Source organism: Pseudotabrizicola sp. (genome assembly GCF_030656345.1).
Taxonomy (GTDB): Bacteria; Pseudomonadota; Alphaproteobacteria; order Rhodobacterales; family Rhodobacteraceae; genus Pseudotabrizicola.
Window position 1 is genome coordinate 300,751 of sequence record NZ_JAUSNR010000015.1, and the last position, 26,986, is coordinate 327,736.

At 63.9% G+C, this 26,986-nt stretch carries 20 protein-coding genes; 5 read left to right on the forward strand and 15 right to left on the reverse strand.

The window, feature by feature from the left end; all coding sequences use genetic code 11:
- Positions 1 to 100: 100 nt before the first annotated feature.
- Both Q7J44_RS09380 and Q7J44_RS09385 read right to left on the reverse strand, forming a co-directional pair.
- A complete protein-coding gene (locus Q7J44_RS09380; RefSeq protein ID WP_304879169.1) occupies positions 101 to 535 on the reverse strand; it encodes a CBS domain-containing protein in 435 nt (144 codons plus the stop codon).
- Positions 536 to 587: 52 nt separating this feature from the next.
- Positions 588 to 1,508: a LysR family transcriptional regulator gene (locus tag Q7J44_RS09385; protein WP_304879172.1), complete on the reverse strand. Its 921-nt coding sequence runs from the start codon at positions 1,506 to 1,508 to the stop codon at positions 588 to 590.
- Between the two features lie 91 nt (positions 1,509 to 1,599).
- On the opposite strand from Q7J44_RS09385, the gene Q7J44_RS09390 reads away from it, so the two are divergent.
- A complete protein-coding gene (locus Q7J44_RS09390) occupies positions 1,600 to 3,099 on the forward strand; it encodes a CoA-acylating methylmalonate-semialdehyde dehydrogenase (protein ID WP_304879173.1) in 1,500 nt (499 codons plus the stop codon).
- A 67-nt stretch (positions 3,100 to 3,166) separates the two neighbouring features.
- On the opposite strand, the gene Q7J44_RS09395 is transcribed toward Q7J44_RS09390, so the two are convergent.
- From Q7J44_RS09395 to Q7J44_RS09435, 9 genes are all read right to left on the reverse strand, one after another.
- Complete coding sequence (locus Q7J44_RS09395; RefSeq protein WP_304879175.1) at positions 3,167 to 3,889, reverse strand: VPLPA-CTERM sorting domain-containing protein; 723 nt, start codon at positions 3,887 to 3,889, stop codon at positions 3,167 to 3,169.
- A 287-nt stretch (positions 3,890 to 4,176) separates the two neighbouring features.
- On the reverse strand, positions 4,177 to 4,803 hold the full coding sequence (locus tag Q7J44_RS09400; RefSeq protein WP_370692982.1) for a VPLPA-CTERM sorting domain-containing protein: 627 nt from the start codon (positions 4,801 to 4,803) through the stop codon (positions 4,177 to 4,179).
- Between the two features lie 385 nt (positions 4,804 to 5,188).
- Positions 5,189 to 8,053, reverse strand: a complete 2,865-nt coding sequence (gene uvrA / locus Q7J44_RS09405; RefSeq protein ID WP_304879179.1) for an excinuclease ABC subunit UvrA — start codon at positions 8,051 to 8,053, stop codon at positions 5,189 to 5,191.
- Positions 8,054 to 8,147: 94 nt separating this feature from the next.
- Positions 8,148 to 9,308: an MFS transporter gene (locus Q7J44_RS09410; protein WP_304879181.1), complete on the reverse strand. Its 1,161-nt coding sequence runs from the start codon at positions 9,306 to 9,308 to the stop codon at positions 8,148 to 8,150.
- A gap of 97 nt (positions 9,309 to 9,405) precedes the next feature.
- Positions 9,406 to 10,803, reverse strand: a complete 1,398-nt coding sequence (lpdA, locus tag Q7J44_RS09415) for a dihydrolipoyl dehydrogenase (protein ID WP_304879183.1) — start codon at positions 10,801 to 10,803, stop codon at positions 9,406 to 9,408.
- Positions 10,804 to 10,878: 75 nt separating this feature from the next.
- Positions 10,879 to 11,466 carry a DUF924 family protein gene (locus Q7J44_RS09420; RefSeq protein WP_304879185.1) on the reverse strand — a complete coding sequence of 196 codons (588 nt, stop codon included), beginning with the start codon at positions 11,464 to 11,466 and terminating at the stop codon, positions 10,879 to 10,881.
- 51 nt (positions 11,467 to 11,517) lie between these two features.
- On the reverse strand, positions 11,518 to 12,771 hold the full coding sequence (locus Q7J44_RS09425; RefSeq protein ID WP_304879187.1) for an MFS transporter: 1,254 nt from the start codon (positions 12,769 to 12,771) through the stop codon (positions 11,518 to 11,520).
- 190 nt (positions 12,772 to 12,961) lie between these two features.
- Complete coding sequence (gene queA, locus Q7J44_RS09430) at positions 12,962 to 13,993, reverse strand: tRNA preQ1(34) S-adenosylmethionine ribosyltransferase-isomerase QueA (protein ID WP_304879189.1); 1,032 nt, start codon at positions 13,991 to 13,993, stop codon at positions 12,962 to 12,964.
- A 13-nt stretch (positions 13,994 to 14,006) separates the two neighbouring features.
- Complete coding sequence (locus Q7J44_RS09435; protein ID WP_304879191.1) at positions 14,007 to 17,408, reverse strand: hypothetical protein; 3,402 nt, start codon at positions 17,406 to 17,408, stop codon at positions 14,007 to 14,009.
- 127 nt (positions 17,409 to 17,535) lie between these two features.
- Here Q7J44_RS09435 and bcp point away from each other — a divergent pair, with 127 nt between their 5' ends.
- The 4 genes from bcp to Q7J44_RS09455 all read left to right on the forward strand — a co-directional run bounded on the left by bcp (position 17,536) and on the right by Q7J44_RS09455 (position 20,885).
- On the forward strand, positions 17,536 to 18,009 hold the full coding sequence (gene bcp / locus Q7J44_RS09440; RefSeq protein WP_304879193.1) for a thioredoxin-dependent thiol peroxidase: 474 nt from the start codon (positions 17,536 to 17,538) through the stop codon (positions 18,007 to 18,009).
- Complete coding sequence (locus Q7J44_RS09445; RefSeq protein WP_304879195.1) at positions 18,009 to 18,842, forward strand: ferritin-like domain-containing protein; 834 nt, start codon at positions 18,009 to 18,011, stop codon at positions 18,840 to 18,842. The genes bcp and Q7J44_RS09445 overlap by 1 nt, the downstream gene beginning before the upstream one ends.
- Before the next feature lie 182 nt (positions 18,843 to 19,024).
- Positions 19,025 to 20,365 carry a M23 family metallopeptidase gene (locus Q7J44_RS09450; protein WP_304879197.1) on the forward strand — a complete coding sequence of 447 codons (1,341 nt, stop codon included), beginning with the start codon at positions 19,025 to 19,027 and terminating at the stop codon, positions 20,363 to 20,365.
- Positions 20,355 to 20,885 carry a polymer-forming cytoskeletal protein gene (locus tag Q7J44_RS09455; protein ID WP_304879199.1) on the forward strand — a complete coding sequence of 177 codons (531 nt, stop codon included), beginning with the start codon at positions 20,355 to 20,357 and terminating at the stop codon, positions 20,883 to 20,885. Before Q7J44_RS09450 ends, Q7J44_RS09455 begins: the two co-directional genes overlap by 11 nt.
- Positions 20,886 to 20,959: 74 nt before the next feature.
- Here the strand turns inward: Q7J44_RS09455 and Q7J44_RS09460 are convergent, their stop codons facing one another.
- The 4 genes from Q7J44_RS09460 to Q7J44_RS09475 all read right to left on the reverse strand — a co-directional run bounded on the left by Q7J44_RS09460 (position 20,960) and on the right by Q7J44_RS09475 (position 26,925).
- Positions 20,960 to 21,751 (reverse strand): DUF2189 domain-containing protein, encoded by a 792-nt coding sequence (locus Q7J44_RS09460; protein ID WP_304879200.1) that lies wholly within the window; start codon positions 21,749 to 21,751, stop codon positions 20,960 to 20,962.
- An 82-nt stretch (positions 21,752 to 21,833) separates the two neighbouring features.
- A complete protein-coding gene (gene prfB, locus Q7J44_RS09465) occupies positions 21,834 to 22,958 on the reverse strand; it encodes a peptide chain release factor 2 (RefSeq protein ID WP_304879202.1) in 1,125 nt (374 codons plus the stop codon).
- A 95-nt stretch (positions 22,959 to 23,053) separates the two neighbouring features.
- Positions 23,054 to 25,615 (reverse strand): penicillin-binding protein 1A, encoded by a 2,562-nt coding sequence (locus Q7J44_RS09470; protein WP_304879204.1) that lies wholly within the window; start codon positions 25,613 to 25,615, stop codon positions 23,054 to 23,056.
- 101 nt (positions 25,616 to 25,716) lie between these two features.
- Positions 25,717 to 26,925 carry an N-acetylmuramoyl-L-alanine amidase gene (locus Q7J44_RS09475; RefSeq protein ID WP_304879206.1) on the reverse strand — a complete coding sequence of 403 codons (1,209 nt, stop codon included), beginning with the start codon at positions 26,923 to 26,925 and terminating at the stop codon, positions 25,717 to 25,719.
- Positions 26,926 to 26,986 lie beyond the last annotated feature (61 nt).

Consider the following 26,986-nt stretch of genomic DNA (forward strand, 5'->3'; position numbering starts at 1 on the left):
TTTTCCGCTGTTCAGATGTCGGGAACGCAACAATAAAGGGCACCGGATTGCAAGCGTGAAAGCGCCTGCAACAAGGCTCATAAAGGTAGCGGGCGGCGGTTCAGAAGCCTTTGATCATGCCTTCCAGCGCGTCTTTTTCGGCCGAAAGCTCCATCAACCGGGCCTTGACCACATCACCGATGGAAATCAGCCCGACCATCTGGTCGCCGTCCTGCACCGGCATGTGGCGGAACCGGCCTGCGGTCATCCGCTCCAGCACAGAATCCGCGCTTTCCGCCGCTTCGCAGCACTGCACCACCTTTGTCATGATCGTATCAACCGGCTGGGTCAGACAGGCGGCACCATTCTGCGCCACCTCTTTCACGACATCCCGCTCTGACACGATGCCCAGAATGGTCTTGCCATCATTGGTCACCACCACGGTGCCAATCTTGCGCGAGGCCAGAATTTCGGCCACGTGGCGGACATCGGTGCCGGTGGGCACGGTGGTGACATCGTTGCTGGCTTTCAGTTTCAGAATTTGCTGAACAATCATCCTCATCCTCCCTGGACGCGTGCCTCAAGGGTCGGCTGGCTGTGGCGGTCTGTCAAGCATCCTGTGCCGGCACCGGGACAAAGGTCCTGCCCTCAAGCCGTTGAACTTCGCGGCGGATACCCTGTGCCAACCCGCCTGCAAACCGTGCCAGCCGGGCGGAATGGGCGTCCCCCTCATGCCGGATCAGCCAGAAGGCGCGGGTCAGGGACAGCGCATCGGGCAGCACTTTGACCAGTTCCGGCGCGAAGGGCAGCGCGAAATCATGCGCGACGCCCACGCCCGCACCGGCGCGCAGCAGGTTCAGCTGGACTGAGACGGAATTGGAGGCCATCGCGGGTGAGGCCGCGCCCAGCCCGGTCAGATAATCCAGTTCTTTGTCAAAGATCATGTCGGCGATATACCCCACCACCCTATGGTTCGGCAGGTCGGCCAGTGTGTGCAACGGGGGTGCCTTGGCCAGATAATCCGGATGCGCCGCCAGATGCAGCCGGTAATCGGTCAGCTTTTGCACCGTCAGCCGCCCGGCCTGTGGGCGGCTGACGCCGATGGCCAGATCCGCCTCGCGCCGCGACAGGTTGAACACGCGTGGCAGGGCCACGATCTGCACCTCCAGCCCCGGGTTTTCATCACAGATCGTGCGGATCACCTGCGGCAGGATGTAATTGGCGCAGCCATCGGGCGCGCCCAGCCGGATCTGCCCCGACAGCCCCGCCCCCGCGCCGCCTTTGATCGCCTCCTCCGCGCCCATCAGCGCCGCCTCTGCCGCTTCGGCATGCGGCACCAGCCGGGCACCCTCTTCGGTCAGCGCATAGCCCAGCGGGGATTTCAGGAACAACCGCGCCCCTGCCCCCGCCTCCAGCCGCGCCACCCGCCGCCCCACCGTGGCCGGGTCCAGCGCCAGTTGCTTGCCCGCGCCCGACAGGCTTTCCGCCCGCGCGACGGCCAGAAACACCCGCAGATCATCCCAGTCCATATTGCAATCCTGCAAAACCCTTTTGGGATATTGCCGCTTTATCCTGCTTTTGTGCAAGGCTATCCTGCGGCCAAACCAAAGGGAGACGACGATGAAAGAAATCGGTCACTGGATCAACGGCAAGCATGTACCGGGCACCTCGGGCCGCTTTGCCGATGTCTTCAACCCCGCCACCGGCGAAGTGCAGGCCCGCGTGGCGCTTGCCTCAAAGGCCGAACTGGACAGCGCCACCGCTGACGCGGCGCGCGCACAGGTCAAATGGGGTGCCACCAACCCGCAGCGCCGCGCGCGGGTGATCATGAAGTTCGTGGACCTTTTGAACCGCGACATGGACAAACTGGCCGAGGCGCTGTCGTCTGAACACGGCAAGACCATCCCCGACGCCAAGGGCGATATCCAGCGCGGGCTGGAGGTGATGGAATTCTGCATCGGCGCGCCGCATCTGCTGAAAGGTGAATTCACCGATAGCGCAGGCCCCGGCATCGACATGTATTCCATGCGCCAACCCATTGGTGTGGCAGCCGGAATCACCCCGTTCAACTTCCCCGCCATGATCCCGATGTGGAAGATGGGCCCGGCGCTTGCCTGTGGCAACGCCTTCATCCTGAAACCATCGGAACGTGACCCGTCAGTGCCGATGATGCTGGCCGAACTGATGCAAGAGGCTGGCCTGCCCGATGGCGTGTTGCAGGTGATCAACGGCGACAAGGACGCGGTGGATGCCATTCTGGACAACCCGGAAATTGCAGGCATCGGCTTTGTCGGCTCGACCCCGATTGCCGAATACATCTACGGGCGTGGCTGCGCCAATGGCAAGCGCGTGCAATGCTTTGGCGGTGCCAAGAACCACATGATCATCATGCCCGACGCCGATCTGGATCAGGCTGCCGATGCGCTGATCGGCGCAGGCTATGGCGCGGCTGGCGAGCGTTGCATGGCGATTTCCGTCGCGGTGCCGGTGGGGGATGAAACCGCCGACCGCCTGATCGAAAAGCTGATCCCGCGGATCGAGGCGCTGAAGGTCGGCCCCTACACGGGCGGCAATGATGTGGATTACGGCCCCGTCGTGACTGCTGCGGCCAAGGCCAATATCCTGAAACTGGTGGAATCGGGCATTGCCCAAGGGGCGAAACTGGTGGTCGATGGCCGCAATTTCAATCTGCAAGGCTATGAGGACGGCTTCTTCGTCGGCCCGCACCTGTTTGACCATGTGACCACCGACATGGACATCTACCGCAAGGAGATTTTCGGCCCGGTGCTGTCAACCGTGCGCGCCAAAACTTATGAGGAGGCCATCGGCTATGCGATGGACCACGAATACGGCAACGGCATCGCGCTCTATACCCGCGACGGCGACACCGCGCGCGATTTTGCGCACCGGATCAATGTCGGCATGATCGGCATCAACGTGCCGATCCCGGTGCCGCTGGCCTATCACACCTTTGGCGGCTGGAAGAAATCGTCCTTCGGGGACCTGAACCAGCACGGGCCGGATGCGTTCCGGTTCTACACCCGGACCAAGACCATCACCTCGCGGTGGCCGTCCGGCATCAAGGAAGGGGCCAGCCTGAACTTCCGCCAGATGGAATGATGCAAAAAGGGGTGGTCGCAAGACCACCCCTTTCCCATTCAGCGCCGCGTTTCAGGGGCGTTGCAGCTCAGGCCGCCTTGCGGCGGCGTTTCAGCGCGGCAATGCCACCCATCGCGGTCAGCAACAGCAAGCCAGCGGCTGGCAGTGGCACCGGCGTCGGCACATCCACGGGGGCTGGCCCATCGACGGGGCCCGGCGCATCGGCGGTCTGTGGGATTTGGCCGGCGCTCAGACCAGCGGTCCTGAACGCGTCTTGCCTGCCCGACGCCCCACCGGCCGCGGACCGCACCGACGGCAGATTGGCGAAGGCAACCGCAGGGCCGACCGTCTCGGTCGGCGCATAGGCGTCGCTCAGAAACAGGTCGAACATGTCGGGGATGCTTTCCGACGGGGCAACCAGATCATAGCCGTAGTTCCAGACCTTGCAGTCACCGTTGACGGAAAGCCAACATGGCGTTTTCTTGTATTCATATCTGGCAGGCACAACAGCACTGTCATCAGTCGCAAAAGAGACCGAGGTGATCTGCATCGCCTTTTCAAGCGCAAAGATCGCCAGTTCTTTGATACCGTTTCCGGCAACCCGGTCGTTGTGGGTTCCGGCATGGGTCATCAGCTTGAAAGACGAATTCTCCACCGATGCGAACGTGATGGTTTCCAGCCAGCTCTGAGTGGATTTTGTGAAATCAAAGGTATAGCTCGCCGCCTGCGCGGTGCCCGTCGTCAGACAAAAGACAACCGCAGCGGTGGCAACCCATCTGCTGGAAATCGCGACCCATTTTGTGGACATCATTGTCAGCTCCGGTACATTTTCAATTGTTAAAAAGTCATGATCCGACAACGCCCACTACCCCAGTCCGATCCGTGCCATCGTTATGCCACAAAATTGATGCAAACGCTATGGACCGTCAGCGCTGAAGTCCCGGCGGTTTGCCAACACAGTGTTTCCAAAAATAGGGTTAAGACTCCATACCGCGCGGTCATGATCGTTTTTCGGACCGGGAGTTTGTAAGATCCGGTCCTGCCGCATAAAAAAGGGCGACCCAAAGGGCCGCCCGATCTTCATAAAATACGGAGGTTTCAGGCGCGCTTGCGACGACGCAGGGCAGCAAGCCCACCCAGACCCGCGATCATCAGCCAACCTGCGGCCGGCAGCGGAACCGGGGAAGGTGTATCACCCGGCACGCCATAAACAGAGATGTGGCTGATCTCGCCCGTCACCGTTTTGCCAGCACCGTTGAGCTTTGTGAAGATCGACGCATACTCGAACGACGTTGTTCCGGCGACTGCCTTATAGGCAACCCAGAACTCCGGATCGAACCCGCCGCCAGCTTTCAGAACAATCACGATATCGCTGTAAGTCGAATACAGCGACGCCGCGAGTGTCAGGAATCCAGAAGTGAGGCTGCCAGAGACCGTCAGTGCCGACGCATCGCCTGTGTCTGTGCCGTTCAGGTCATTGTCGCGCGCAATCAGCTCCCATCCGGTCAGACCGAACAGACCCGATGGCATAACGCTGTTGAGAAGCGCGGCGCTGTCATTTCCAGACCCGCCGATGCCTGCCTCACCCACGTAGCAGTCTGACGCAGGGGTAACGCCCGTCAGAACGAGCGAGCTGCAGGTCGCAGCTGTGGCCGTGGTTGCAGCCAAGGCCATAGCCAGTCCTGCCAACGCGCCCATGGCGTAAGTTTTGATGTCCAAATTCATATCCTCCAAAATTGGCTACACGCCGGGACCCCGGTAAAGGTGTCTGGCACTGGCTCTCGGACCATAAATTTGCCTCAATTCGTGCAACTTGCCCAAGGAAATCGATGAAGCTGGTCGTTTTGCAAGCAGAGGTAGCATTCCGACCCTGTAAACACTGGGAAATACACGTTGCGGTAATGAATTGTTAACTTATACGAAACACTCGTTTTTTGCCAGAAAACGAATCACCCACAGGTCCGCCCGTCACAAGCCTGATCTTGGGGTGCGAAATGGGACTGTTGCCAGCCTGCGAACACCCCATGCGCGCGGGAAAAGCCAGCAGCGCAAGCGCATTCCGGCTGTCTCCATTCGTGTCCACGGATCGCAGCCGCCCGATCGCAAACCACTATTCAGCCGCGACCCGCCGGGGTTTGAGCATGTCTTTCAGATAGCGCCCGGTGTGGCTGGCCTCTGCCAGTGCCACATCTTCGGGCGTGCCCTCGGCCACCACCTGCCCGCCGCCATCGCCGCCCTCGGGGCCGATGTCGATGATCCAGTCAGCGGTCTTGATCACGTCAAGGTTGTGCTCGATCACCACCACCGTATTGCCCTGCTCCACCAATTCGTGCAGCACTTCCAGCAGTTTGCGCACGTCTTCAAAGTGCAGACCTGTCGTCGGCTCATCCAGAATATACAGCGTCCGCCCGGTTGCGCGGCGCGACAACTCTTTCGACAGCTTCACCCGCTGCGCCTCGCCACCAGACAGCGTGGTCGCCTGCTGGCCGACCTTGATATAGCCAAGCCCCACCTGACACAGCGCATCCATCTTGTCACGAATGCTGGGAACCGCCTGGAAAAAGCCAAGCGCTTCTTCACACGTCATATCAAGAACGTCTGATATGCTCTTGTCTTTGAACTTTATTTCCAAAGTCTCACGGTTGTAGCGCTTGCCCTTGCAGGTTTCACAGGTGACGTAGACATCGGGCAGGAAATTCATCTCGATCTTCAGCACGCCATCGCCCTGACAGGCCTCACACCGCCCGCCCTTGACGTTGAACGAAAAACGCCCCGGCTGGTAACCGCGCGCCTTTGACTCGGGCAGCCCGGCAAACCAGTCGCGGATCGGCCCGAAGGCCCCGGTATAGGTGGCGGGGTTGGAACGCGGCGTGCGGCCAATTGCGCGCTGGTCAATGTCGATCACCTTGTCAAGGTGTTCAAACCCGGTGATCGTCTCGCAGGGTGCCGGCGTTTCGCGCGCGCCGTTCAGCTTGCCGGCGGCGGTTTTGAACAGCGTCTCAATGGTCAGCGTTGATTTGCCACCGCCCGACACGCCCGTGACGCAGACAAACCGACCCAAGGGAAAAGTCACGGTGACATTCTGCAGATTGTTGCCGGTCGCACCCACCACGGTCAGCTTCTTGCCACTGCCCTTGCGCCGCACCTTCGGCACCGCAATTTCGCGCGCGCCGGACAGGTATTGCCCGGTCAGACTGGCCGGATCGGCGGCCACCTGCGCCGGTGTGCCGTGTGAGATCACACGGCCGCCATGAATCCCCGCCCCCGGCCCGATGTCGAAGACATAATCCGCCTCGCGGATGGCATCCTCGTCATGTTCGACCACCAGCACGGTATTGCCCTGATCGCGCAGGTTTTTCAGCGTGGTCAGCAAGCGGTCATTGTCGCGCTGGTGCAGGCCGATAGATGGCTCATCCAGCACATAGAGCACCCCGGTCAGCCCCGACCCGATCTGGCTGGCAAGCCGGATGCGCTGCGATTCCCCGCCCGAAAGCGTGCCCGCATTGCGCGACAGGGTCAGGTAATTCAGGCCGACATTGACCAGAAACCCCAGCCGTTCGCGAATTTCCTTCAGGATCGCGCGGGCGATTTCATTCTTCTGTCCGGTCAGCGCCTCTGGCACGGTCTGAATCCAGGCATACGCCTCGCTGATCGACATGCGGACCACCTGCCCCACATGCAATCCGCCGATCTTGACCGCCAAAGCCTCGGGACGCAGGCGATAGCCGCCACAGGCCCCGCAATCGCGGTTGTTCTGAAACCGCTCCATATCCTCGCGCGACCAGGCGGAATCGGTCTCCTTGTAGCGGCGTTCCATATTCGGGATCACGCCCTCGAACACCCGGCGCACCTTGTAGACCCGGCCGCCTTCGTCATAGGAAAAGTCGATCTCCTCACCGTGTGAGCCGTGCAGGAACAGCTGGTGCACATGGGCGGGCAGATCTTTCCACTTCTTCTTCTTGTCGAATTCATAGTGCTTGGCCAAGGCATCGATGGTCTGGGTGAAATAGGGGCTTTTCGACTTTGACCACGGCGCAATCGCGCCCTGCATCAGGGTCAGCCCCTGATCGGGCACCACAAGGCGCTCGTCAAAAAACAGCTCCACCCCCAAACCATCACAGACCGGGCAGGCGCCAAAAGGTGCGTTGAACGAAAACAGCCGGGGTTCGATCTCGGCAATGGTGAAGCCGGAAACCGGGCAGGCGAATTTCTCGGAATAGGTGGTGCGCTTGCCCTCCGCCCCCTCTTCGGCAGGCGCGGTTTCCACCACGGCAATGCCATCGGCAAGGTTCAGCGCGGTGCGGAACGAATCCGCCAGCCGGGTCTCCAGCCCTTCACGCACCACAATCCGGTCGACCACCACGTCGATGTTGTGGCGGAACTTCTTGTCCAACACGGGCGGCTCTTCCAGCTCATAGAACGCGCCATTGACCTTCACCCGCTGAAAGCCCTGCTTGCGCAGATCGAGGAACTCTTTTTTATACTCGCCCTTGCGGTCGCGCACGATCGGGGCCAGCAGATAGGCGCGGCTGCCCTCGGGCATCGCCATCACCGCATCCACCATATCCTGCACCTGCATCGCGGTGATCGGCAGGCCGGTGGCGGGGGAATAGGGGGTGCCGACGCGGGCGAACAGCAGGCGCAGATAATCGTAGATCTCGGTCACCGTGCCGACGGTCGACCGCGGGTTCTTGCTGGTGGTCTTCTGCTCGATGGATATGGCGGGCGACAGGCCCGAGATGTGATCCACATCCGGCTTGCCCATCATGTCGAGAAACTGCCGCGCATAGGCGCTCAGGCTCTCGACATAGCGCCGCTGCCCTTCGGCATAGATCGTATCAAAGGCGAGGGAGGATTTGCCCGACCCCGACAGCCCGGTGATCACCACCAGCTGATCGCGGGGAATATCCACGTTAATGTTCTTGAGGTTGTGTTCGCGCGCGCCGCGCACCTCGATGAACTTCTGCTCAGCCATGATCTACCCCGCAATGCCGCATCACAGATAGGGGCTTTCGCCTGAGTCTCCAAGGTCAAATTAAGAACAGATTAAGAACACGCGAAAAAGCCGCTCAGATCCCCCGCGCCCGTCGCCGCGCCTGCACGCTGTGCAGCGCAATGCCAAGCCCGCAGGCCAGCACCGCCACCAGCCCCAGCCCCCAAGGCCCGGCCCCGGTCAGCAGCGCGGCCAGCACCGGCGTGCCGGTGGTGGTGCCCAGATTGCCCAGTTGCGCAATCGCCCCCGCTGCCTGCGCCCGGTCTTCCGGCGTGGCATTCAGCTCGGGGATCGACGCAAAGCTCGCGCCCTGCACGATGCCCAGTGCCGCCGCCACCCACAGCGCACTCAGCACCATGCCCACGCCCTGCCCCCAGAACAGCGCCAGCCCCACAAACCCCGGCACCGCCACAAGATAGCCCCACTGCACCAGCCGCACCGCTGGCATCCGGCCCAGCAGCCAGACCCCCAGCGTCAGCGACAGCGCAATCGAGATCAGCGGCATTCCCGCCGCCGCCACCGCCCGCTGCGCCACAGGCACCTCGGGCGGCAGCAGCGTCAGGACGGCAACATACAGAAACGTATAGCAAAAGAACCCCAGCGCCGGGGCCGACAACCGGGGCGAGGTATAGATCGCCAGATGCTGCCGCACCAGACTGTGCCGCACCGCCTGCGGCGCGGCAGGGTCAGGCGGCAACAGCAGCGCAAGACAGCCGCCGATGGCCACCATCCAGCCGGCATGCGCCACAAACACGCCCGCCGCGCCATACTCCGCCATCAAAGCCGGGGCCAGCAGTGCCAGCACCGCATAGGTCACGCCAAAGAAACTGGACCACAGCGTCATCGCAAGCGCCCGGAACCGCTCTGCCGCCATCCCGGCAATCAGCGTCGGCCCGACCACCACAATCGCCAGATGCGACACGCCTTCGACCACGCGGCTGGCCATCATCACCGGGTAAGACAGCCCCAGCGCTTGCAGCGCGCTCATCGCCGCCCCCATCAGCAGCGCCGCCACAATCGCCCGGCGCGGCCCGATCCGGGCGACAAACAGCCCTGCTGTGGTGCCAAACACCAGCCCGACCAGGCCGACCACCGAAACGATCAGCCCCAGCGCCACCGGCGAGGCCCCGGCGTACTGATCCGCCAGCCCGTCATACAGCACCGATATCTTGCCAAATTGCGCCGCAGCCCCCAGCCCGGCACACCAGACCGCCAGCACCGTCATCACAGCCCGCATGACCCACCCCTCATCTGTTCACAAATATCCTCGGGGGGTGAGGCCAAAGGCCGAGGGGGGCCGAGGCCCCCCTGATTTTTCGCGGAAAAATCGTGCCTCACATATGCAGGGCGCGACCATAGGCGTCCAGCACCGCCTCATGCATCATCTCCGACAGGGTCGGATGCGGGAAGACCGTGTTCATCAGTTCCACTTCCGTGGTCTCCAGCGTGCGGCCGATCACATAGCCCTGAATCAGCTCGGTCACTTCCGCGCCGATCATATGCGCGCCCAGCAGTTCGCCGGTTTTCGCATCGAAAATGGTCTTGATCATGCCTTCCGACTCGCCAAGCGCAATCGCCTTGCCATTGCCGATAAAAGGGAAGCGCCCGACCTTGATCTCATGCCCGGCCTCTTTCGCCTTCGCCTCGGTCATGCCGACGCTGGCGATCTGCGGCTGGCAATAGGTGCAGCCCGCGATGCTGCCCGGCTTGATGGCATGCGGATGGCCGCCTGCGATCAGTTCGGCTACCATCACACCTTCGTGGCTGGCCTTATGCGCCAGCCATGGCGCCCCGGCGATATCGCCGATGGCAAACAGGCCCGGCACGCCGGTGCGGCAGAATTCATCCGTCACCACATGGGTGCGGTCGATCTTGACGCCCAAAGCCTCCAGCCCCAGATTTTCCACATTGCCGACAATGCCGACGGCAGAGATCACGGTGTCAAACTCATGCGTCTCAACCTTGCCGCCGACCTCGATATGCGCGGTCACACCCACGCCCGGCTTGCGGTCCAGTTTCTTGACCGCCGCCTTTTCCATGATCTTCATGCCCTGCTTGACGAATTGCTTTTTCGCAAAAGCCGCGATTTCGGCATCCTCAACCGGCAGAATACGGTCCATCACCTCAACCACAGTCGTATCCGCGCCAAGCGTGTTGAAGAACGATGCAAATTCGATGCCGATGGCCCCCGAGCCGATCACCAGCAGCTTTTTCGGCATCCGGGATGCCACCAGCGCATGCCGGTAGGACCAGACCAGATCGCCATCCGCCTCCAGCCCCGGCAGTTCGCGGGCGCGCGCGCCGGTGGCAAGCACGATGTTCTTCGCCGTCAATTCCTCGGTGCCCTTGTCGGTCTTCACCGACACCACACCCGGTTTGGGCAGGGTCGCGGCCCCCATGAACACGGTGACCTTGTTCTTCTTCATCAGATGCCCGATGCCGCCCGACAGCTGCTTGGCCACCGCACGGCTGCGCGCCACGACGGCGGGCAGGTCATAGCCGATGCCGTCGGCTTTCAGGCCGAATTCCTTGGCCCGCTCCATCAGGTGGAACACCTCGGCGCTGCGCAGCATGGCCTTGGTCGGGATACAGCCCCAGTTCAGACAGATGCCGCCCAGATGCTCGCGTTCGACGATTGCCACCTTCAGGCCCAACTGGCTGGCGCGGATTGCCGCCACATAGCCGCCGGGGCCTGCGCCCACCACGATCAGATCAAAGCTGGAAACTGCCATTCGTCCCTCCCTGGAAAAAGTGGTTTACCCTTAAACTATTCCTGAAATTCAAGCAACGAAGCTGACGCCTATGGCCTATGCGTCAGACGCATGGCTATCGCGCAGGGCACTGACCACCGAAGCATAGGCCCCATCGTCCATGAACGCCTGCTCTTCCGGCGTGGTTTCGCGGCCCAAAGCCGCATTGCGGAACGGAAACCGGCCAAAGCGCAGGATGATCTCGCGGTGCGCGCGGGCGTGCAGCAAAAGCTCGGCGTCGCCCTCCATCCGGGTGGCCATCAGGCTGACCGCCAGATCCTGATCGGCGATGTCTTCGGAATGCTCCAGCGGCATGTAGAAGAACTGCCGCTCCGGCACCGGGGCCTCCATATCCCACCCCGCATCGATGGCGCGGCGGGCGGCGTCACGGGCGCGCGGGTCATTGGCGAAGGCTTCCGCCTTGCCACGATGGATGTTGCGCGAAAACTGATCGGCCACGATCAGATAGGCCAGCGTGCCCACCACGCCATCCACCCAATGCTCCAGCCCCTCTTCGTTCAACGCGTCCCACAGCGCGCCGAAACGCACTGCGCAGGCGTCGTCGATCTCCTCAGAGCCTTTGTACCAGCCCTCCGGCCCGATCTCGCCCAGCCAGAAATCCAGAACCTCTACCGGATCAGACATGCCGTCCCCCTGTTTTATGTCAGCCTGACAGGCCAATCCCGGAAACGCAAATCAGTTCCGGTCAACGCCCTGCCGCGCATCTTCGGCCTCGACCATGGCGGCGGTCTCTACCGCCACAATCGACGCGGTGGGTGACACCGGCGTGTAGCCCGAGGTGACTTGCGGCGTTTCGCGGCGCTGGGTCATCCGCCAGCCGGCATAGGCCGCCAGAACCGCAAACAGGATGCCCATGAACAAAAAGAACCCCGACGACCCGATCACACCCATCATCCAGCCGGTGATGACCGGGCCAGAGATTGCCCCCAAGCCGTTGATGAACATCAACCCGGCCGAGGCGGCGGCCATATCGGTCTTGTCCAGATAATCGTTCACATAGGCCAGCAGCAGCGAATAGAGCGGGTTCGACACCCCGCCGCAGACCGCGCCAACCCCGACCAGAACCCAGAACGGCGGATCGAAGATCACCGGAATCATCAGCACCACCGCGCCAAGAACCGCCAACCACAAGACAACAATGCGGCGGTCGATCCGGTCGGACAGCCAGCCTATGGGATATTGCAGCACCAGCCCGCCGACATAGATCGCCGAGACAAAGATCGTCAGATCCGCAATGCTCAACCCCGCCTGCGTGCCCCAGACCGCCGCCATGCCGAATTGCGCCGAAAACACCCCGCCCAGCAGGAACATGCCGACACAGCCCAGGGGCGATGCCTCGTACAACCGGCGGAACGACATCGGTTTGGTCGATTCAAACGCGGGTGCCGGGCTGGCCGACAGCAGGATCGGGGTAAAGGCCAGCGACACCAGAACGGACGGAATGACAAACAGGATATAGCCCGAAGGGTCACCGACATTCAGCAAAAGTTGCGCCGCGATGATCCCGATCATCTGCACGATCAGGTACAAAGACAGCGCCTGTCCGCGGTTTTCATTGGTCGACGCGTTGTTCAGCCAGCTTTCGGTGGCGATATAGACGCCGGAAAACGAAAACCCGATCACCACCCGCAGCGCCGCCCAGGCCATCCAGTCGGGGGCTGCGGCATACAGGATCAGCACCGCCGAGATCATCGACCCGAGTGCCGCAAACACCCGCACATGCCCGACCCGACGGATCATGTCCGGGGCCAGACGGCTGCCGAACAAAAAGCCCACAAAATAGGCCGACATCACCAAAGACATCTGAAACGTGGTGAAATTCTCGATCCCGCCCCGGATGCCCAGCAATGTGCCCTGCATCCCATTGCCCAGCATCAGAAGACCAAGCCCCAGCAAAAGCGCCCAGGTGTTGCGCAGAACAGTCAGCATGGTGCAGGTATCCTTTGGTCAGTCCGGTCAGTCTAGGCGGGTCGCGTAAAAAAAGTCATGTCGGAGGTATTCTCCGGACAGAACGCGGCCTTTGCGACGCCAGCCACCGGAACGCAAGAGACAATCCCGTGTGCCTCCCTTCCCCCTTATGGAAGACGGATGGAATGGGGGGCGGCGCTGCCCGCCACCGTTACGGGATCAGCAAAGATGCATCGCCATAGCTGAAGAACCGATAGCCTTGCCCGATGGCATGGGCGTAGATGCGGTCCATCCTGTCTTTGCCCATCAGGGCGGACACCAGCATCAGCAGGGTCGATTTCGGCAGGTGGAAATTGGTCATCAGCGCATCGGTGGCGTGGAAAGTGAAGCCGGGGTAGATGAAGATATCCGTCGGGCCCTCCCACGGCTCCACCCGGCCCGACCGCGCCGCGGTTTCGATCAGGCGCAACGCGGTGGTGCCGACCGGGATCACCCGCCCGCCCGCCGCCTTTGTCGCGTTGATCTGCGCCGCCGCCTGTGGCGTCACCTGCCCCCATTCGGCATGCATCTTATGCGTCGCCACATCCTCGACCTTGACCGGCAGGAAGGTGCCCGCGCCGACATGCAGGGTCACTTCGGTGACCTCCACGCCCTTGGCGCGCAATGCTTCCAGCAAGGCGGCATCGAAATGCAAAGACGCGGTCGGGGCCGCAACGGCCCCTTTGTGGCGGGCGAAAACCGTCTGGTAATCGTCCTCATCCTGCGCATCGGGGGCGCGTTTGGCGGCGATATAGGGCGGCAAGGGCATTGCCCCCGCCTGCGCGAGGGCTGCATCAAAATCATCGCCCGCAAGGTTGAACTCCAGCCGCAGATCGGTGTCGGATTTCTCCGCCACCACTGCCGACAGCGCGGGGGAAAACACAATCTGTTCCCCCACCGCCAGTTTGCGCAGCGGCTTGGCCATGGCGCGCCAGCCGGTCGCAGCAGGCTCCATCAGCGTGATCTCGACCCGCGCCACAGCCTCGCCACGCCTGCGCTGCCCGGTCAGGCGTGCCGGGATCACCCGTGTGTTGTTCAGCACCAGAAGGTCGCCCGCGCGCAGCAGATCCACCAGATCACGCACATGCAGGTCAGCGATGCCATCGCCTTCGGCCAGCAGCAACCGCGCCGCCGTGCGCGGGCGGGCGGGCCGGGTGGCGATCAGCGCCTCGGGCAGATCGAAATCAAAATCAGACAGCTTCATCCGGACCCCGTGATCAGTTGGTGCGCCGCAGCATGGGGGCCGGGCTGCGGAAAATTTCGCGGAACATCCCCGGCGTCAGGATCGACAGCGGATTGACGCTGACCTGCAGCGCATCCGCCGTACCGCCAAGCGCATAATTGAACCCGAACAGCCCTTCGCCCCGCCGCGTCAGCAACGCGCCGATGCCATTGACCAGATAGATCGGCGACACAACCCCCTGCATCGCCAGACGTTTGGTCTGGGTGCCATAAAGCCCCGCCAGCGACACCCCCAGACTGGCCCCCATGGCCGACCCGCGGGTGATCTCTATCGCCTGCGGGGTGATGACGAAATCGGCCTCCGCCTGATTGAACACGATGCCGTCGCCGTTCAGCTGTTCCAGCAGACCAACGACCGAGATTGCCGACAGCAGTTCCGCCAGCACGCTGGCATTGCGCACCCGGAAGGCCCCGATTTCGGCCCGCCCGTCGTAAACCCCCTTTTGCGCGCGCGGGGTCAGTTGCAGATCCAGCCGGCCGCCGCTGGCCGAGGCGAAAATCCCCGCCGCGCGCAAGGCCGCCCCGGCATCGCCCGCCTGCAGCCGCACCGCCGTGCCATGGCGCGACGGCACCACCACGCCGTTGACCGGGGCCGCGCCGTTGACGCTGGCGCGGAAGGTGCCGTTCAGCCCGCCGCGCTGCGACAGATCACCCCGGAACCCGGTCAGCGCGATGCCTTCGCTGATGATCAGCCGGTCAAGGCTTAGCGACAGCGCGCCTTGCGTCTGCGCCTGCCCGCCGCCCTGCCCGCCGGTCGGTGCCTCAAACCGGCGCAGATCCACCGTGCCGCCAGTGACCGCGACATCGGGCGCGCGCCCTGCGCCGCGCCCGGTCAGCGTGACCGGCCCGTTCAGCCAGCCGTTCAGCCGGACCGCGTTAAATCGCGCCCGTTGCAGCCCGCCGCCGTCCAGCAGCGTGATATCGCCCGTCGCCTCCAGCCCGCCGCCCTGCACCGCCAGCCGGGTGATCTGCGGCACAGGGCCCAGAATCGCCTCGACCTCCAGCCGCCCGCTGCCGCCCGTGGTCTTGGTCCAGCCGACGGCGGGCAGGGTCAGCCCGATGCCGGCCAGATCAGAGGTCAGCCGCAACCGCCCCGGTGCATCGCGAGTCAGATCAATCGCCACATTCGCCGTGCCCGCGCCGCTGACCATGCCCTGCGGCAGGCCCAGCCCGAATTCGGCCACCGTTGCGGGCGACAGGCTGGCCGTGCCCTCGACCCGGCTTTTGCCGCGCTGATCGGGGCTGAAGCTTTGGGTGAAGGCCACATCAAACGGCACCTGCCCGATGCGCCCCGGCCCTTCGATCCGCAGGCCGGCCGGGTTGGCGGTCAGGGTCAGCCCCTCGGCCGTAATCGTCCGGCCAGGCACCAGCTCATCAGACGACAGGCCAAGGATCTGGCCGCGCACCGCATAATCCACATCCTCCAGCTCAACCCGCCGCACGAGCGGCAAGGAAAGCTGCGTGTCCATCACCGCCCGGCCCTGCCCCAGATCGGGCGCGCGCCCGGCCTTGGTCATGAAGCCAAAGGGCGGCAGATCGAGTAGCGACAGCGCGGCGGTCAGTGAGCTTTCGGTGCGCAACCGGATATCCGCCCGCGCCGGTTTCGCCGTCACATCCGGCACCGAAAACACCGATCCCGCCGCATCAATCTGCCCGCCCAAGGGCGCATCCACCGTGCCGCCATCCAGCACCACCGTATAGGCCGTACCCTCGATCGACGACCGCCCCCGCCCGTTGCGGATCGGCGGCAGGGTGCGTAAAAACCGCACCTCGGCGCCGTCAAATTCATAACCAAGCGCCAGACGCGGCTCTGCCCCCGGAGTGATGCGCAGCGCCGCCTTTACATTGGTCAGCAGGCCCTGTGCCACATTCTGCCCGACCCAGTCACGGGTGCGGGGCACAGCGCTTTTGGGCCAGATCTGCAGCAATCGGTCATGCGCGATAGCATCCAGCGTCAGATCCAACGCCAGCTGCCAGCCGTCTGACAAAGCCTCGACCCCGCCCGCGAGGGTCAGCCGCCGCCCGGTTTCCTCGATCAATGACACCTGCCCGATCTCCAGCCGGAACGGGTCCAGCGTCAGCCGCGCATCCATCGCACCGGCGGAAAACCGCAAGGGGCGCTCGAACAATCCTTCGGGGTCGATCTGCGCCTCGGAAATCCGGATCTGACCCAGAAACCCGGCGGGCAGGCGCTGCCCCAGCGGGCCGGTCAGAATCTCCCCCGCATCGCCCAGCAGATAGGAATGCCCCGCCGCCTTCAGCCGCAGCGTCGGGCCTTCGACCGACAGATCGCTGATCATCACCCGACCCTGCGCCGGGTCATAGCCAAGGGTCAGCGCGGCCCCGTCAAAGCCGATGGCCTGCGTCGCCGGATCGGGCTGCAACGCCCCTGCCCCCAGCGCCATCTGCGCGCTTAGGGCTGTCAGCCCGTCATTGGTCAGTTCCGCCGTGATCTGCCCCGAAATCGGCGCGTCCAGCACGGCAAACACCCCCAGCACCGGGGTTTGCGCCGCAATATCCGCCGCCGCCACGCCATCCACCGTGGCCGTTACCCGCAACACCGCCTGCCCCTTCGGGCGCACCAGCGTGACCAGAGCCTGTGCCGGGTCTTTGCCCTCTGATGTCAGCGTCAGCCCAAGTTCGGCCGCCAGCACATCGTCGCGGTTGTCCAGCGTGATCCTGCCGTCGCCCACCGTCCATGTCCGGTTCAGGCGGGCGTCAATCAGCGTCAGACTGGCCCCCTGTGCCTCAATCCGGTCCAGCTGCGACAGCAGCGGCGCGTCCAGCGCGCGGTCGATCTGCGCAAACAGGTCGTTCAGGCTGTTGATCGGCGGCACCGCCCCCGCCGCGCCGATCTGCAGATCCAGACTGCCATCGGCCCGCCGTTTCAGCGTGACCGCCCCGCCGATGATGCGCAAGGATGCCGGGCGCAGCGCGCGCTCGGTCAGAAACGCCCGCGCGTCAAAGCTCAGCCGCAGATCGGGCAGCGCCAGCAATGTGCTGCCCGGCCCCTGCAGCAGCCGCAGATCCTCCAGCCGGAGGCGGGGGGTCCAGTCCGGGTCCAGCATGATCTCGATGCCGCCGACAGACACCGCAGCCCCCGGCAGCACCTCCTGCAGGGCGGCATTGGCGCGGGTTTCAATCTCGGCCACAGTCCAGACCGGCAGGCGGATCGGCTTGCCGGTCAGCGCCAGCACCGCCAGCACCGCCAAGGCCGCCGCCACCCCCAACGCCAGCACCGTCGCCAGCCCCAAGCGCCCGGCCCGGCGCATGTGCGAGCGTGGTAGAGATCTGGGCACAGCTTTGGGCACCGGCGCGCGCTCCGCGCCCGGGTTACCACCGGCAACCGGCTTGTCCTGCGCTGACAGGTCCGTCATCGCGCCTGTGCCCTTTTGCCCAATTCCGGTCCCTCATACCCTTTGTCAGCATGGGCTTGCCTTTATCTTCGCGGATCGGCAACTAAAACGCAAAGAATAGTGACTCGCACAGCAAGGAGCCGCTGAGATGACCGCACAGATCCCGGAAACCGGAACACCCGCCCCCGATTTCACCCTGCCGCGCGATGGGGGTGAGACGGTCACGCTGTCCGCTTTCCGCCCCGGCAAGGTGGTGCTGTACTTCTATCCCAAGGATGACACCCCCGGCTGCACGCTGGAAGCGCAGGATTTCACCGCCCGCGCCGCCGAATTTGCAAGCGCCGGCACCACCGTCATCGGCATCAGCAAAGACAGCGTGAAAGCCCATGACAAGTTTACCAAAAAGCACGGGCTGCAGATCATCCTTGCCAGTGATGAGAACGGCCAGACCTGCGAAGATTACGGCGTCTGGGCGGAAAAAAGCATGTATGGCAAAACCTATATGGGCATCACCCGCGCCACCTTTCTGATCGACGGTGAGGGAAAGATTGCGAGAGCCTGGCCCAAGGTCAGCGTCAAGGGCCATGCCGATGAGGTGCTGGCGGCGGCACAGGCACTGTGATGCTTTCCCTTGCCGAACGGGCCGTGCAGGTGCTGACCACCGCCGACGGGCGCGCGAAAGCGGCGCTGTCGCGCGCGCATGCCGCCGACTGGGGGACGGCGCGGGCGGCGGGCACGCCCTTGCCCATTGGCACCGCCACCCCGCCGGATGCCCCCGCACGGCCCGCAAAGCCAGATCTGCTCGACCCGCGTGACGTGCCGCGCCGCCGCCCCGGATCGCCGACCGGGCGCATCGCCCTGCTGCATGCGGTCGCGCATATCGAGCTGAACGCGGTCGATCTGCACTGGGATATCATCGCGCGGTTCACGGGTCACCCGATGCCCTTGGGGTTCTATGATGACTGGGTGAAAGCGGCGGATGAGGAATCAAAGCATTTCAACCTGATGGCCGATTGTCTTGAGGCGCTTGGCAGCCATTACGGTGCCATGCCCGCCCATGCCGGCATGTGGCGCGCGGCATCGGACACCGCGCATGACCTGCATGGCCGCCTGGCCGTGGTGCCGATGGTGCTCGAAGCACGGGGTCTGGACGTGACGCCGGGCATGATCGAGCTGTTCCGCAAGGCCGGTGAGGCCGGGCCGGTGGCAGCACTTGAGGTGATCTATGCCGAAGAGGTGGGCCATGTCGCCTCTGGCTCCAAATGGTTCAACTGGCTGTGTGGCCGCGAAGGGTCTGACCCAAAGGACGTGTTCCACCGCCTTGTGCGCCAGTATTTCCATGGCAGTCTGAAGCCGCCCTTCAATGAGGAAAAGCGCGCCGATGCCGGTCTGCCGCCTGATTTCTACTGGCCGCTGACCGGGACCCAGCCCGGGCCCCTGCCCGACCCGACTTGACCAAACCGGCCGGAAATAGGCGGGAACTCGCCGATTGACCCTCTCAACCGGCGGGTTAGCGGCTCCCCCCGGTCAAAATTGTTGCGGTACTGAAAAGCGATGGCTAATCAGAAGGCGCTTGCCCCCCGCATGGGAGGTGCGGGCATTCGCCCTTCCCGTGTCTCACGAACGGAACGCCAGCAGTGCTCACGCGACTGACCTATCGCATCAATCTTGGACTTGAGCGGTACTTTCCCGAACAACGTCTCTTTCTGAAATCCGACACCGAAACCCGCTTCATCCGGCTGCGCCCCACCACGCAGGCCGTGGCCCTGACCGGCGGCGCGCTGGTGCTGGGCTGGACCATCCTTGCCACCGCGATCATCCTGATGGATTCGATCAGCGCCGGATCGGGCCGCGATCAGGCCCTGCGCCAGCAGACGCTGTATGAACAACGGCTCAACGCGCTCAGCCTCGACCGTGATGCCCGCGCCGACGAAGCCGCCGGTGCGCAGGAACGGTTCAACCTGGCGCTGACGCAAGTGGCCGAAATGCAGGGCCGCCTGCTGGCATCCGAAGACAGCCGGCGCGAGCTGGAAACCGGGATCGACGTGATCCAGAACACCCTGCGCCGCACCATCAAGGAACGCGATGAGGCGCGCGCGCAGGCGCAGGCCGCAGGCGTTGCGCAGGTCGCCGAAAACGGCACCACCAAATCTGACGCCGGACGCGCCCGCGATGCGATGGCCACGGTCGGCATCCTGGCCGAAGCGCTGTCCTCGACCGCGCAGGAACGCGACCTGATGGAAGGTGCCGCCACCAAATCGGCCGAACGGGTTGAAACGGTGATGGCCGAGAAAAAGGCCCTGCAACTGCGCAACAACGAAATTTTCGCCAAGCTGGAAGAAGCCGTCAGCGTCTCGATGGAACCGCTCGACAAGATGTTCCGCGCGGCCGGCATGTCGCCCGATGATATGCTCGCGCAGGTGCGGCGCGGCTATTCCGGTCAGGGCGGCCCGCTGTCGCCGCTGACCCTGTCGACCAGTGGCTCTGCCTCCAACGCGGATGAACAGCGCGCCAATGCGATTCTGCAAGGACTGGACCGGATGAACCTGTATCGTCTGGCAGCCTTCAAAGCGCCGTTTGCGATGCCGGTCAAAGGCAATTTCCGCTGGACCAGCGGCTTTGGCACCCGCAACGACCCCAAGGGCATGGGCCGCCGCATGCATGAGGGCACAGATATGGCCGGCCCGCACGGCATGCCGATCATGGCCACCGGCGATGGCGTGATCACCTTTGCCGGCTGGTCTTCGGGCTATGGCCGCCTGGTCAAGATCAAGCATGAGTTCGGAATCGAAACGCGCTATGCTCACATGTCTGCGATCCGGGTGAAGGTCGGCGATAGGGTATCGCGCGGCGACCGGATCGGTGATATGGGCAACACGGGCCGGTCCACCGGGACCCACCTCCATTACGAAATCCGCATCGGCGGCAGAGCCGTGAATCCGATGACCTTCATAAAGGCAGCGAACCATGTTTTCTAAGAGCCGAATCAATGAACCCGGGCCAAAGGCAGACGACAAGTCGAAGGCCCCCGAATCCCAGGCTTCGAAACCCAACATGGACTTCACGCCGTCCGCCCCCAAGGGCAAAGTTTCCGCATCCGTCCTGTCGTCGGATCTGACGATCGTGGGCAATCTGCGCACCACTGGTGACATTCAGGTCGAAGGCACGGTTGAAGGTGATATCCGCGCCCACCTGCTGACCATCGGCGAAAGCGCCACCATCCGCGGCGAAATCGTTGCCGATGACATTGTGGTCAATGGCCGCGTGATCGGCCGCGTGCGCGGGCTCAAGGTCCGCCTGACCGCCACCGCGCGCGTCGAGGGCGATATCATCCACAAGACCATCGCCATCGAATCCGGTGCCCATTTCGAAGGCTCGGTCCAGCGTCAGGAAGACCCGCTGGCACAGGGCCGCATTTCGGCCCCGGTGCCGCAGGCGCAGCTGGCCCCGCCGCTGGGGGCCAACGCCCAAGCGCAAAAGCCCGGCGACGGCGTCTGAGCTTTTCCACCTTGGCAATGACAAAAGCGCGCCCCACCCGGGCGCGCTTTTTCTTTGCGATACCGCCTCAGCGCTCACGCCGCATCAAACAGCAGCGCCCGGCGATACAGGTGCCAGGTCGCATGGCCCAGCACCGGCAGCACCACAAACAGCCCCAGAAACCCCAGCGCCATTCCGGCAAACAGCAGCGCCGAAATCAACAGCCCCCAGACCAGCATCACACCCGGATTCTGCGTCACCACCGAAAAGCTGGTGATCATCGCGGTGATGAAATCGACCTCGCGGTCCAGCAGATACGGCAGGCTCACCACGGTCAGCGCAAACAATGTACCTGCAAACCCTGCGCCCACGGCTGTGCCCACCACCAGCATCATCATCCCTTCAGCGGTCTGGAACACCGCAAGGCTGCTGCTGATGTTGGTCATCGTGGCATTGCCCAGAAACACCGCAAAGATCATGTGGCCCAGGAAATTCCAGAACAGGAAGAACACCACCACCACCGCCGCCATCGACGGGATCTGCCGGTCTTTCTGGTTGAAGATCACCCCCGCCACCCCGGCAGGGTCCAGCGTCTGCCCGGCCTCCAGCCGCCGCGACACCTCATAAAACCCGCAGGCGATGAACGGCCCCAGTATCGGAAAGCCTGCCCCGGCGATGATGGTCCACCACACCTGCCCCTTGGCCAGCAGCGCGTAGGATATCAGCCAGCCCGCCGCGACATAGACCGATGCAAACATCAGCCCGTACAGCGGTGCCGTGCGGAAATCGCGCCAGCCCGCCGCCAGTGCCGCACGCAGATCCGACAGGTCCAGCTCTGCAATCTCACTGGCCGGATCTGCCGCCGCCCTTACCTCACCTGCGCTCATATTCCCTCCTGCGTTGCGGCAAAGCTACGCGCAAACCGCAGGCGGCTCAAAGATGTATCTCAGGGGTGGAATTCCGGCTGGCTCAGTCCGCATTCGCCTCGGCGCGGCTTTTGCCCGAGACGTCCAGCGCCAGCGTGGCGGCCATGAACTGATCCAGATCGCCGTCCAGCACGCCCTGCGTGTCGGATGTCTCCACACTGGTGCGCAGGTCTTTGACCATCTGATAGGGTTGCAGCACGTAAGACCGGATCTGGTTGCCCCAGCCCGCCTCACCCTTGTTGTCATAGGCGGCGTTGATGGCGGCGTTGCGCTTGTCCAGCTCCATCTGGTACAGGCGCGAGCGCAGGGCGTTCATCGCAATCTCGCGGTTCTGGTGCTGCGATTTCATGCTGGAGGTCACAACGATATTGGTCGGCAAGTGGGTGATCCGCACCGCCGAGTCGGTGGTGTTCACGTGCTGCCCACCGGCACCGGATGAGCGGTAGGTGTCGATCCGGATGTCGCGGTCGGGGATGTCGATCTCGATATTCTCATCCACCACCGGATAGACCCAGACCGATGAAAACGAGGTATGCCGCCGCGCCGCCGAGTCATAAGGGCTGATGCGCACCAGACGGTGCACGCCGGATTCCGACTTCAGCCAGCCATAGGCATTGTGCCCGGTGATCTTGTAAGACACCGACCGGATGCCCGCCTCTTCGCCCGCCGTTTCGGACTGCAACTCAACCGTGTAGCCCTTTTTCTCGGCCCAGCGGACATACATCCGCGCCAGCATCGACGCCCAGTCGCAGGATTCGGTGCCGCCCGCGCCCGCGTTCACCTCAAGGAAGGTGTCATTGCTGTCGGCCTCACCATCCAGCAGAGCCTCCAGCTCTTTGGCGGCGGCGGTTTTGGTCAGATCTCGCAGGGCGTTTTCCGCCTCGGTCACGATTTCGGCGTCGCCTTCGGCCTCGCCCATCTCGATCAGCTCGACATTGTCGCGCAGACCAGAGGCGATCATGTCATATGTCGAGATCGATTCCATCAGCCCCTGACGCTCGCGCATCAGTTTCTGCGCCTTGGCCGGATCGTTCCACAGGTTCGGGTCTTCGATCATCGCGTTGAATTCTTCCAACCGATGCGGCGCGGTTTCCCGGTCCATCCGCTGGGCCAGAAGCTTCAGCGATTTCTCGATGGCGTTCACGTTGTTCTGCGTCTCGGCGCGCATGGGTCTTATCCTTCGGGCTGGTGCCCGGCACATAGCGAAAACGGCGCGGCGCGGCAAGGGTGCGCCCCTGCCCTACCCCGCCCTTTGCGTCAGGGTTAATACAATCCGCCGGAACTCAGCGTGCCGAAATCGGCCTTGGCGGGCACCGACCTGCGTTCGCCTGTCGCGGTGGTGACGGTGGCCGAACTGCCCCCCCCGCCGCCATCGGTTTCGCCGTAAGCAAACAGGGGCAGGTTGCCCCCCATGGTAAAGCCGCCATCCACCATCGCGCCCAGACCGAAGATCGGCTCTTCACCGATCCGGAAGTATTCCGCGACCACATTGTCACCGCTGGCATCATCGGGCAGGCGTGCCCCGCTGAACCTGTCGATGTTGATGAAATAGCCGCCCGGCGGCACCTTGAACTTTGCGCCGCCGTATTTCTTGATGGCGGTCCGCATGAACTGTTCAAACACCGGGCCGCAGAACCCGCCCCCCGAGGCGCCGTTCATCGTGCGCGGCTGGTCATAGCCGATGTAGCACCCCGCCACGATATTGCTGGTATAGCCGATGAACCACACATCCTTGTTGTCGTTCGTGGTGCCGGTCTTGCCCGCCACCGGCACCGGCAGATTGATGCCGCGCGCGGTGCCGCGCTGCACCACACCTTCCATCATAGATGTCAGCTGATAGGCGGTGATCGCATTCATCACCCGTTCCCGCTTGGACGTCACCCGCAGCGCATCGCCGGGGTTCAGGCTGGCAAGCTGGCAATCTTCGCAGACCCGCTGGTCATGGCGGTACACCGTGCGCCCAAAGCGGTCCTGCACCCGGTCGACCAGCGTCGGCTCCACCCGCTCCCCCCCGTTGGCGAACATGGCATAGGCCGCAACCATCTTGAACAGCGTGGTTTCCTGCGAGCCGAGCGCATTGGCCAGAAAAGCCGGCAACCGGTCATAAACGCCAAAGCGTTCGGCATAGCCCGCAACCGTATCCATCCCGATCTCTTCGGCAATCCGCACGGTCATCAGGTTGCGCGACTGCTCAATCCCGGTGCGGATCGTGGTCGGCCCGTAAAACCGGTTCGACGCGTTCTTGGGCCGCCATATCCCCTGCGGCGTGTTCACCTCGATCGGGGCGTCCACGACGATGGTGGCGGGGGTAAAGCCCGAATCCAGCGCTGCGGCATAGACAAAGGGCTTGAAGCTCGACCCCGGCTGGCGTGTGGCCTGCGTGGCGCGGTTGAACACCGAATCCTCATAGGAAAAGCCGCCCTGCATTGCCAGCACGCGCCCGGTGTTCACGTCCATCGCCATGAAACCGCCCTGCACCTCGGGCACCTGCCGCAAGGACCAGCGCACAAAGCTGCCATCAGAGTCACTGGTGACGGCGCGCACCAGCACCACATCGCCAACCGACACCAGATCGCTGGCACGCTGCGCCTTTGGCCCCAGACGCCCGTCGTCCTGCCGCTTGCGCGCCCAGGTCACGTCATCGGCGGGGATGAAATGGCCGTCTTCATCTTCGGGCTGGCCTTCAATGCCGATCCGGGCCGAACGGTCGCCGGTTTCCAGCACCACCGCCGGGAACCAGCCGGCAATGTCGCGCGGCACCGCAACTTCGGCCAAAGCCGCGCGCCAGCTGTCTTCCGATGTCAGCTGATCCACCGGCACCACCTGCCCGGTGCCGCGCCAGACGCCCTGGCTGCGGTCATACCGCTCCAGCCCCCGGCGCAGCGCTTCGGCTGCGGCGCTTTGCATTTCAGGGTCTGCGGTGGCGCGGATCGACAAGCCGCCGCCAAAGAACTCTTCCTCGCCAAAGCTGCCCGACAGCTGGCGGCGGATTTCGTCGGTGAAATAATCGCGCGGCGGCAGCGCATCGCGGAAGGCGGGAAAATCGCCGTTCTGCACCGATTTCAGCGGCAGGACCCGCTCTGCCTCATAGGTTGCCTCGGTGATGAACCCGTTCTGCCACATCTCGCGCAGCACATAGTTGCGCCGCTGCGTTACCCGCTCTCTGGCGCGCACCGGGTGGTACTGGCTGGGGGCCTGGGGCATCGCGGCCAGCATCGCCGCTTCATGCGGGGCCAGATCGGTCAGCGGTTTGTTGAAATAGGTCTGCGCCGCCGCCGCCACGCCATAGCTGTTCTGGCCGAGGAAAATCTCGTTCATGTACAGCTCAAGGATCTTGTCCTTGCTCAGCGTCTCTTCCAGCCGGCTGGCCAGGATCAGCTCCTTGATCTTGCGCTCGCCTGTCCGGTCGCTCGACAGCAGGAAGTTCTTCATCACCTGCTGGGTGATGGTCGACGCGCCGCGCACATTCTGCCCCCGGCTGACCACCGCATCACGCAAGGCGCTTGCCATGCCGGTGACGTCATAGCCGCCATGGGTGTAGAAGTTCTTGTCCTCGGCACTGATGAACGCCTGTTTCACCAGATCGGGAATCTCCTCGACCGGCACAAACAGCCGCCGCTCTTTGGCGAATTCGTCGATGATCTGGCCTTCACCGGAATAGATTCGGCTGATGGTGGGCGGCGCATATTGCGCCAGCCGCTCATGACTGGGCAAGTCACGGGAATACATATAGAAAACCGCACCAACCGACAGGGCTGCAAACAGCACCCCCATGGTGATCATGGTGAAAATGCCACCAAGGAATGAGCCTATGAAGCGGATCAACCGATAACTCCTGTAACCTGTGCGCGCCTTATACATGGGCAGCGCCCCCCGGTCAAAACGAACGCCCCGGCACAGGCACCGCCTCGCGCAATCGTCACCGGCTAGCGCTGCAACGCCGACAGCGCCGCATCCTCTGCCGCCCAGGCTTTCAGCCCGTCGCGCAGCGCCAGTGCCATCGTGGCCCGCCACTCAGGATCGGTCAGCCGCGCCAGATCGCGCGAGGATGACATAAACCCAAGCTCCACCAGCAGCGACGGGATATCGGGCGATTTCAGCACCGAAAACCCGGCGGTCTGGCGCGGATGCCGGTGCATCCGCAGCCCGGCCGCCTTGATCGCGCCTTCCAGCGCCAGCGCCAGCCGTTCGATGCGCGGCCCGGTCTCGGTCCGCGCCATATCCATCAGGATCGTCGCCACCAGATCATCCTGCGCGGTCAGATCCACACCCGACAAAAGGTCCGCCCGGTCATGCCGTTCGGCCAAGGCCTGCGAGGCCGCATCACTCGCCTCATCCGACAGGGTATACAGCGTCGCCCCCACCGCTTCGCCTTCCGCAATGGCATCGGCGTGCAGCGACAAAAACACATGCGCGCCCGCCGCCCGCGCGATGGAAATCCGCGCCTCCAACGGCACGAACACATCTTCTTCCCGGGTCAGGATCACAATAAACCCGCCATCGCGCAGCAACAGGTCCTTCAGCTCGCGGGCAAAGGTCAGCATCAGCCCGGCCTCGGTCAGCCCATCGCGCTCGGCTCCGGGGTCAATGCCGCCATGGCCGGGGTCCAGCACCACCACCAGCGGCCCGGTGCCGCGCGGGGCCGCCGCGCGCGGCAGATCGGCCCCCACCGGCAAGGCCCAGCCCTCCGGCTCGGGCAGCGCCGCCGCCGCCGCAAATTCCGCCGCCCCCGCAGGCTCCAGCATCAGCCGCACCTGTGCGCCGCCCTCGCCGGTCACCATCCCGGCCTGCGTCACCAGATGCGGCCCGGACAGTTCCATCACCAGCCGCGACCAGCCCTGCCGCACCACCCCGGCCCGCATGTCCACCACCGCATCCGTGCGCCGCACCACCCCGGAAAGCCCGGTCCAGTCCACCTCGCGCATGTCCAGCACCAGACGCGGCGGCGCGTCCAGCACCCGCACCCGCCAGGGCACCGGCTGGCTCAGCGCCAGATCCACCGCCACACCGCCCTGCCGGTCCACAATCCCCGATTGCCCCGGCACCAGCCGCGCCAGCGCCGACAGCTCCTGCGCAGGCGCCGCGCCCGCCCCGGCCCAGACCAGCAGCCCAACCACCAGCGCCCAGAATCTCATCTGGGCGCCCCCCGCATTTTCTGTCCAAAAACATCCCCGCCGGAGGCGCATATCAGCCCCG

Bases quoted from the DNA above. Each gene is read 5' to 3' on its own strand.
- Q7J44_RS09380 (WP_304879169.1), bottom strand. From the start codon at position 535: ATGATTGTTCAGCAAATTCTGAAACTGAAAGCCAGCAACGATGTCACC.
- Q7J44_RS09385 (WP_304879172.1), bottom strand. From the start codon at position 1,508: ATGGACTGGGATGATCTGCGGGTGTTTCTGGCCGTCGCGCGGGCGGAA.
- Q7J44_RS09390 (WP_304879173.1), top strand. From the start codon at position 1,600: ATGAAAGAAATCGGTCACTGGATCAACGGCAAGCATGTACCGGGCACC.
- Q7J44_RS09395 (WP_304879175.1), bottom strand. From the start codon at position 3,889: ATGATGTCCACAAAATGGGTCGCGATTTCCAGCAGATGGGTTGCCACC.
- Q7J44_RS09400 (WP_370692982.1), bottom strand. From the start codon at position 4,803: ATGAATTTGGACATCAAAACTTACGCCATGGGCGCGTTGGCAGGACTG.
- uvrA (WP_304879179.1), bottom strand. From the start codon at position 8,053: ATGGCTGAGCAGAAGTTCATCGAGGTGCGCGGCGCGCGCGAACACAAC.
- Q7J44_RS09410 (WP_304879181.1), bottom strand. From the start codon at position 9,308: ATGCGGGCTGTGATGACGGTGCTGGCGGTCTGGTGTGCCGGGCTGGGG.
- lpdA (WP_304879183.1), bottom strand. From the start codon at position 10,803: ATGGCAGTTTCCAGCTTTGATCTGATCGTGGTGGGCGCAGGCCCCGGC.
- Q7J44_RS09420 (WP_304879185.1), bottom strand. From the start codon at position 11,466: ATGTCTGATCCGGTAGAGGTTCTGGATTTCTGGCTGGGCGAGATCGGG.
- Q7J44_RS09425 (WP_304879187.1), bottom strand. From the start codon at position 12,771: ATGCTGACTGTTCTGCGCAACACCTGGGCGCTTTTGCTGGGGCTTGGT.
- queA (WP_304879189.1), bottom strand. From the start codon at position 13,993: ATGAAGCTGTCTGATTTTGATTTCGATCTGCCCGAGGCGCTGATCGCC.
- Q7J44_RS09435 (WP_304879191.1), bottom strand. From the start codon at position 17,408: ATGACGGACCTGTCAGCGCAGGACAAGCCGGTTGCCGGTGGTAACCCG.
- bcp (WP_304879193.1), top strand. From the start codon at position 17,536: ATGACCGCACAGATCCCGGAAACCGGAACACCCGCCCCCGATTTCACC.
- Q7J44_RS09445 (WP_304879195.1), top strand. From the start codon at position 18,009: ATGCTTTCCCTTGCCGAACGGGCCGTGCAGGTGCTGACCACCGCCGAC.
- Q7J44_RS09455 (WP_304879199.1), top strand. From the start codon at position 20,355: ATGTTTTCTAAGAGCCGAATCAATGAACCCGGGCCAAAGGCAGACGAC.
- Q7J44_RS09460 (WP_304879200.1), bottom strand. From the start codon at position 21,751: ATGAGCGCAGGTGAGGTAAGGGCGGCGGCAGATCCGGCCAGTGAGATT.
- prfB (WP_304879202.1), bottom strand. From the start codon at position 22,958: ATGCGCGCCGAGACGCAGAACAACGTGAACGCCATCGAGAAATCGCTG.
- Q7J44_RS09475 (WP_304879206.1), bottom strand. From the start codon at position 26,925: ATGAGATTCTGGGCGCTGGTGGTTGGGCTGCTGGTCTGGGCCGGGGCG.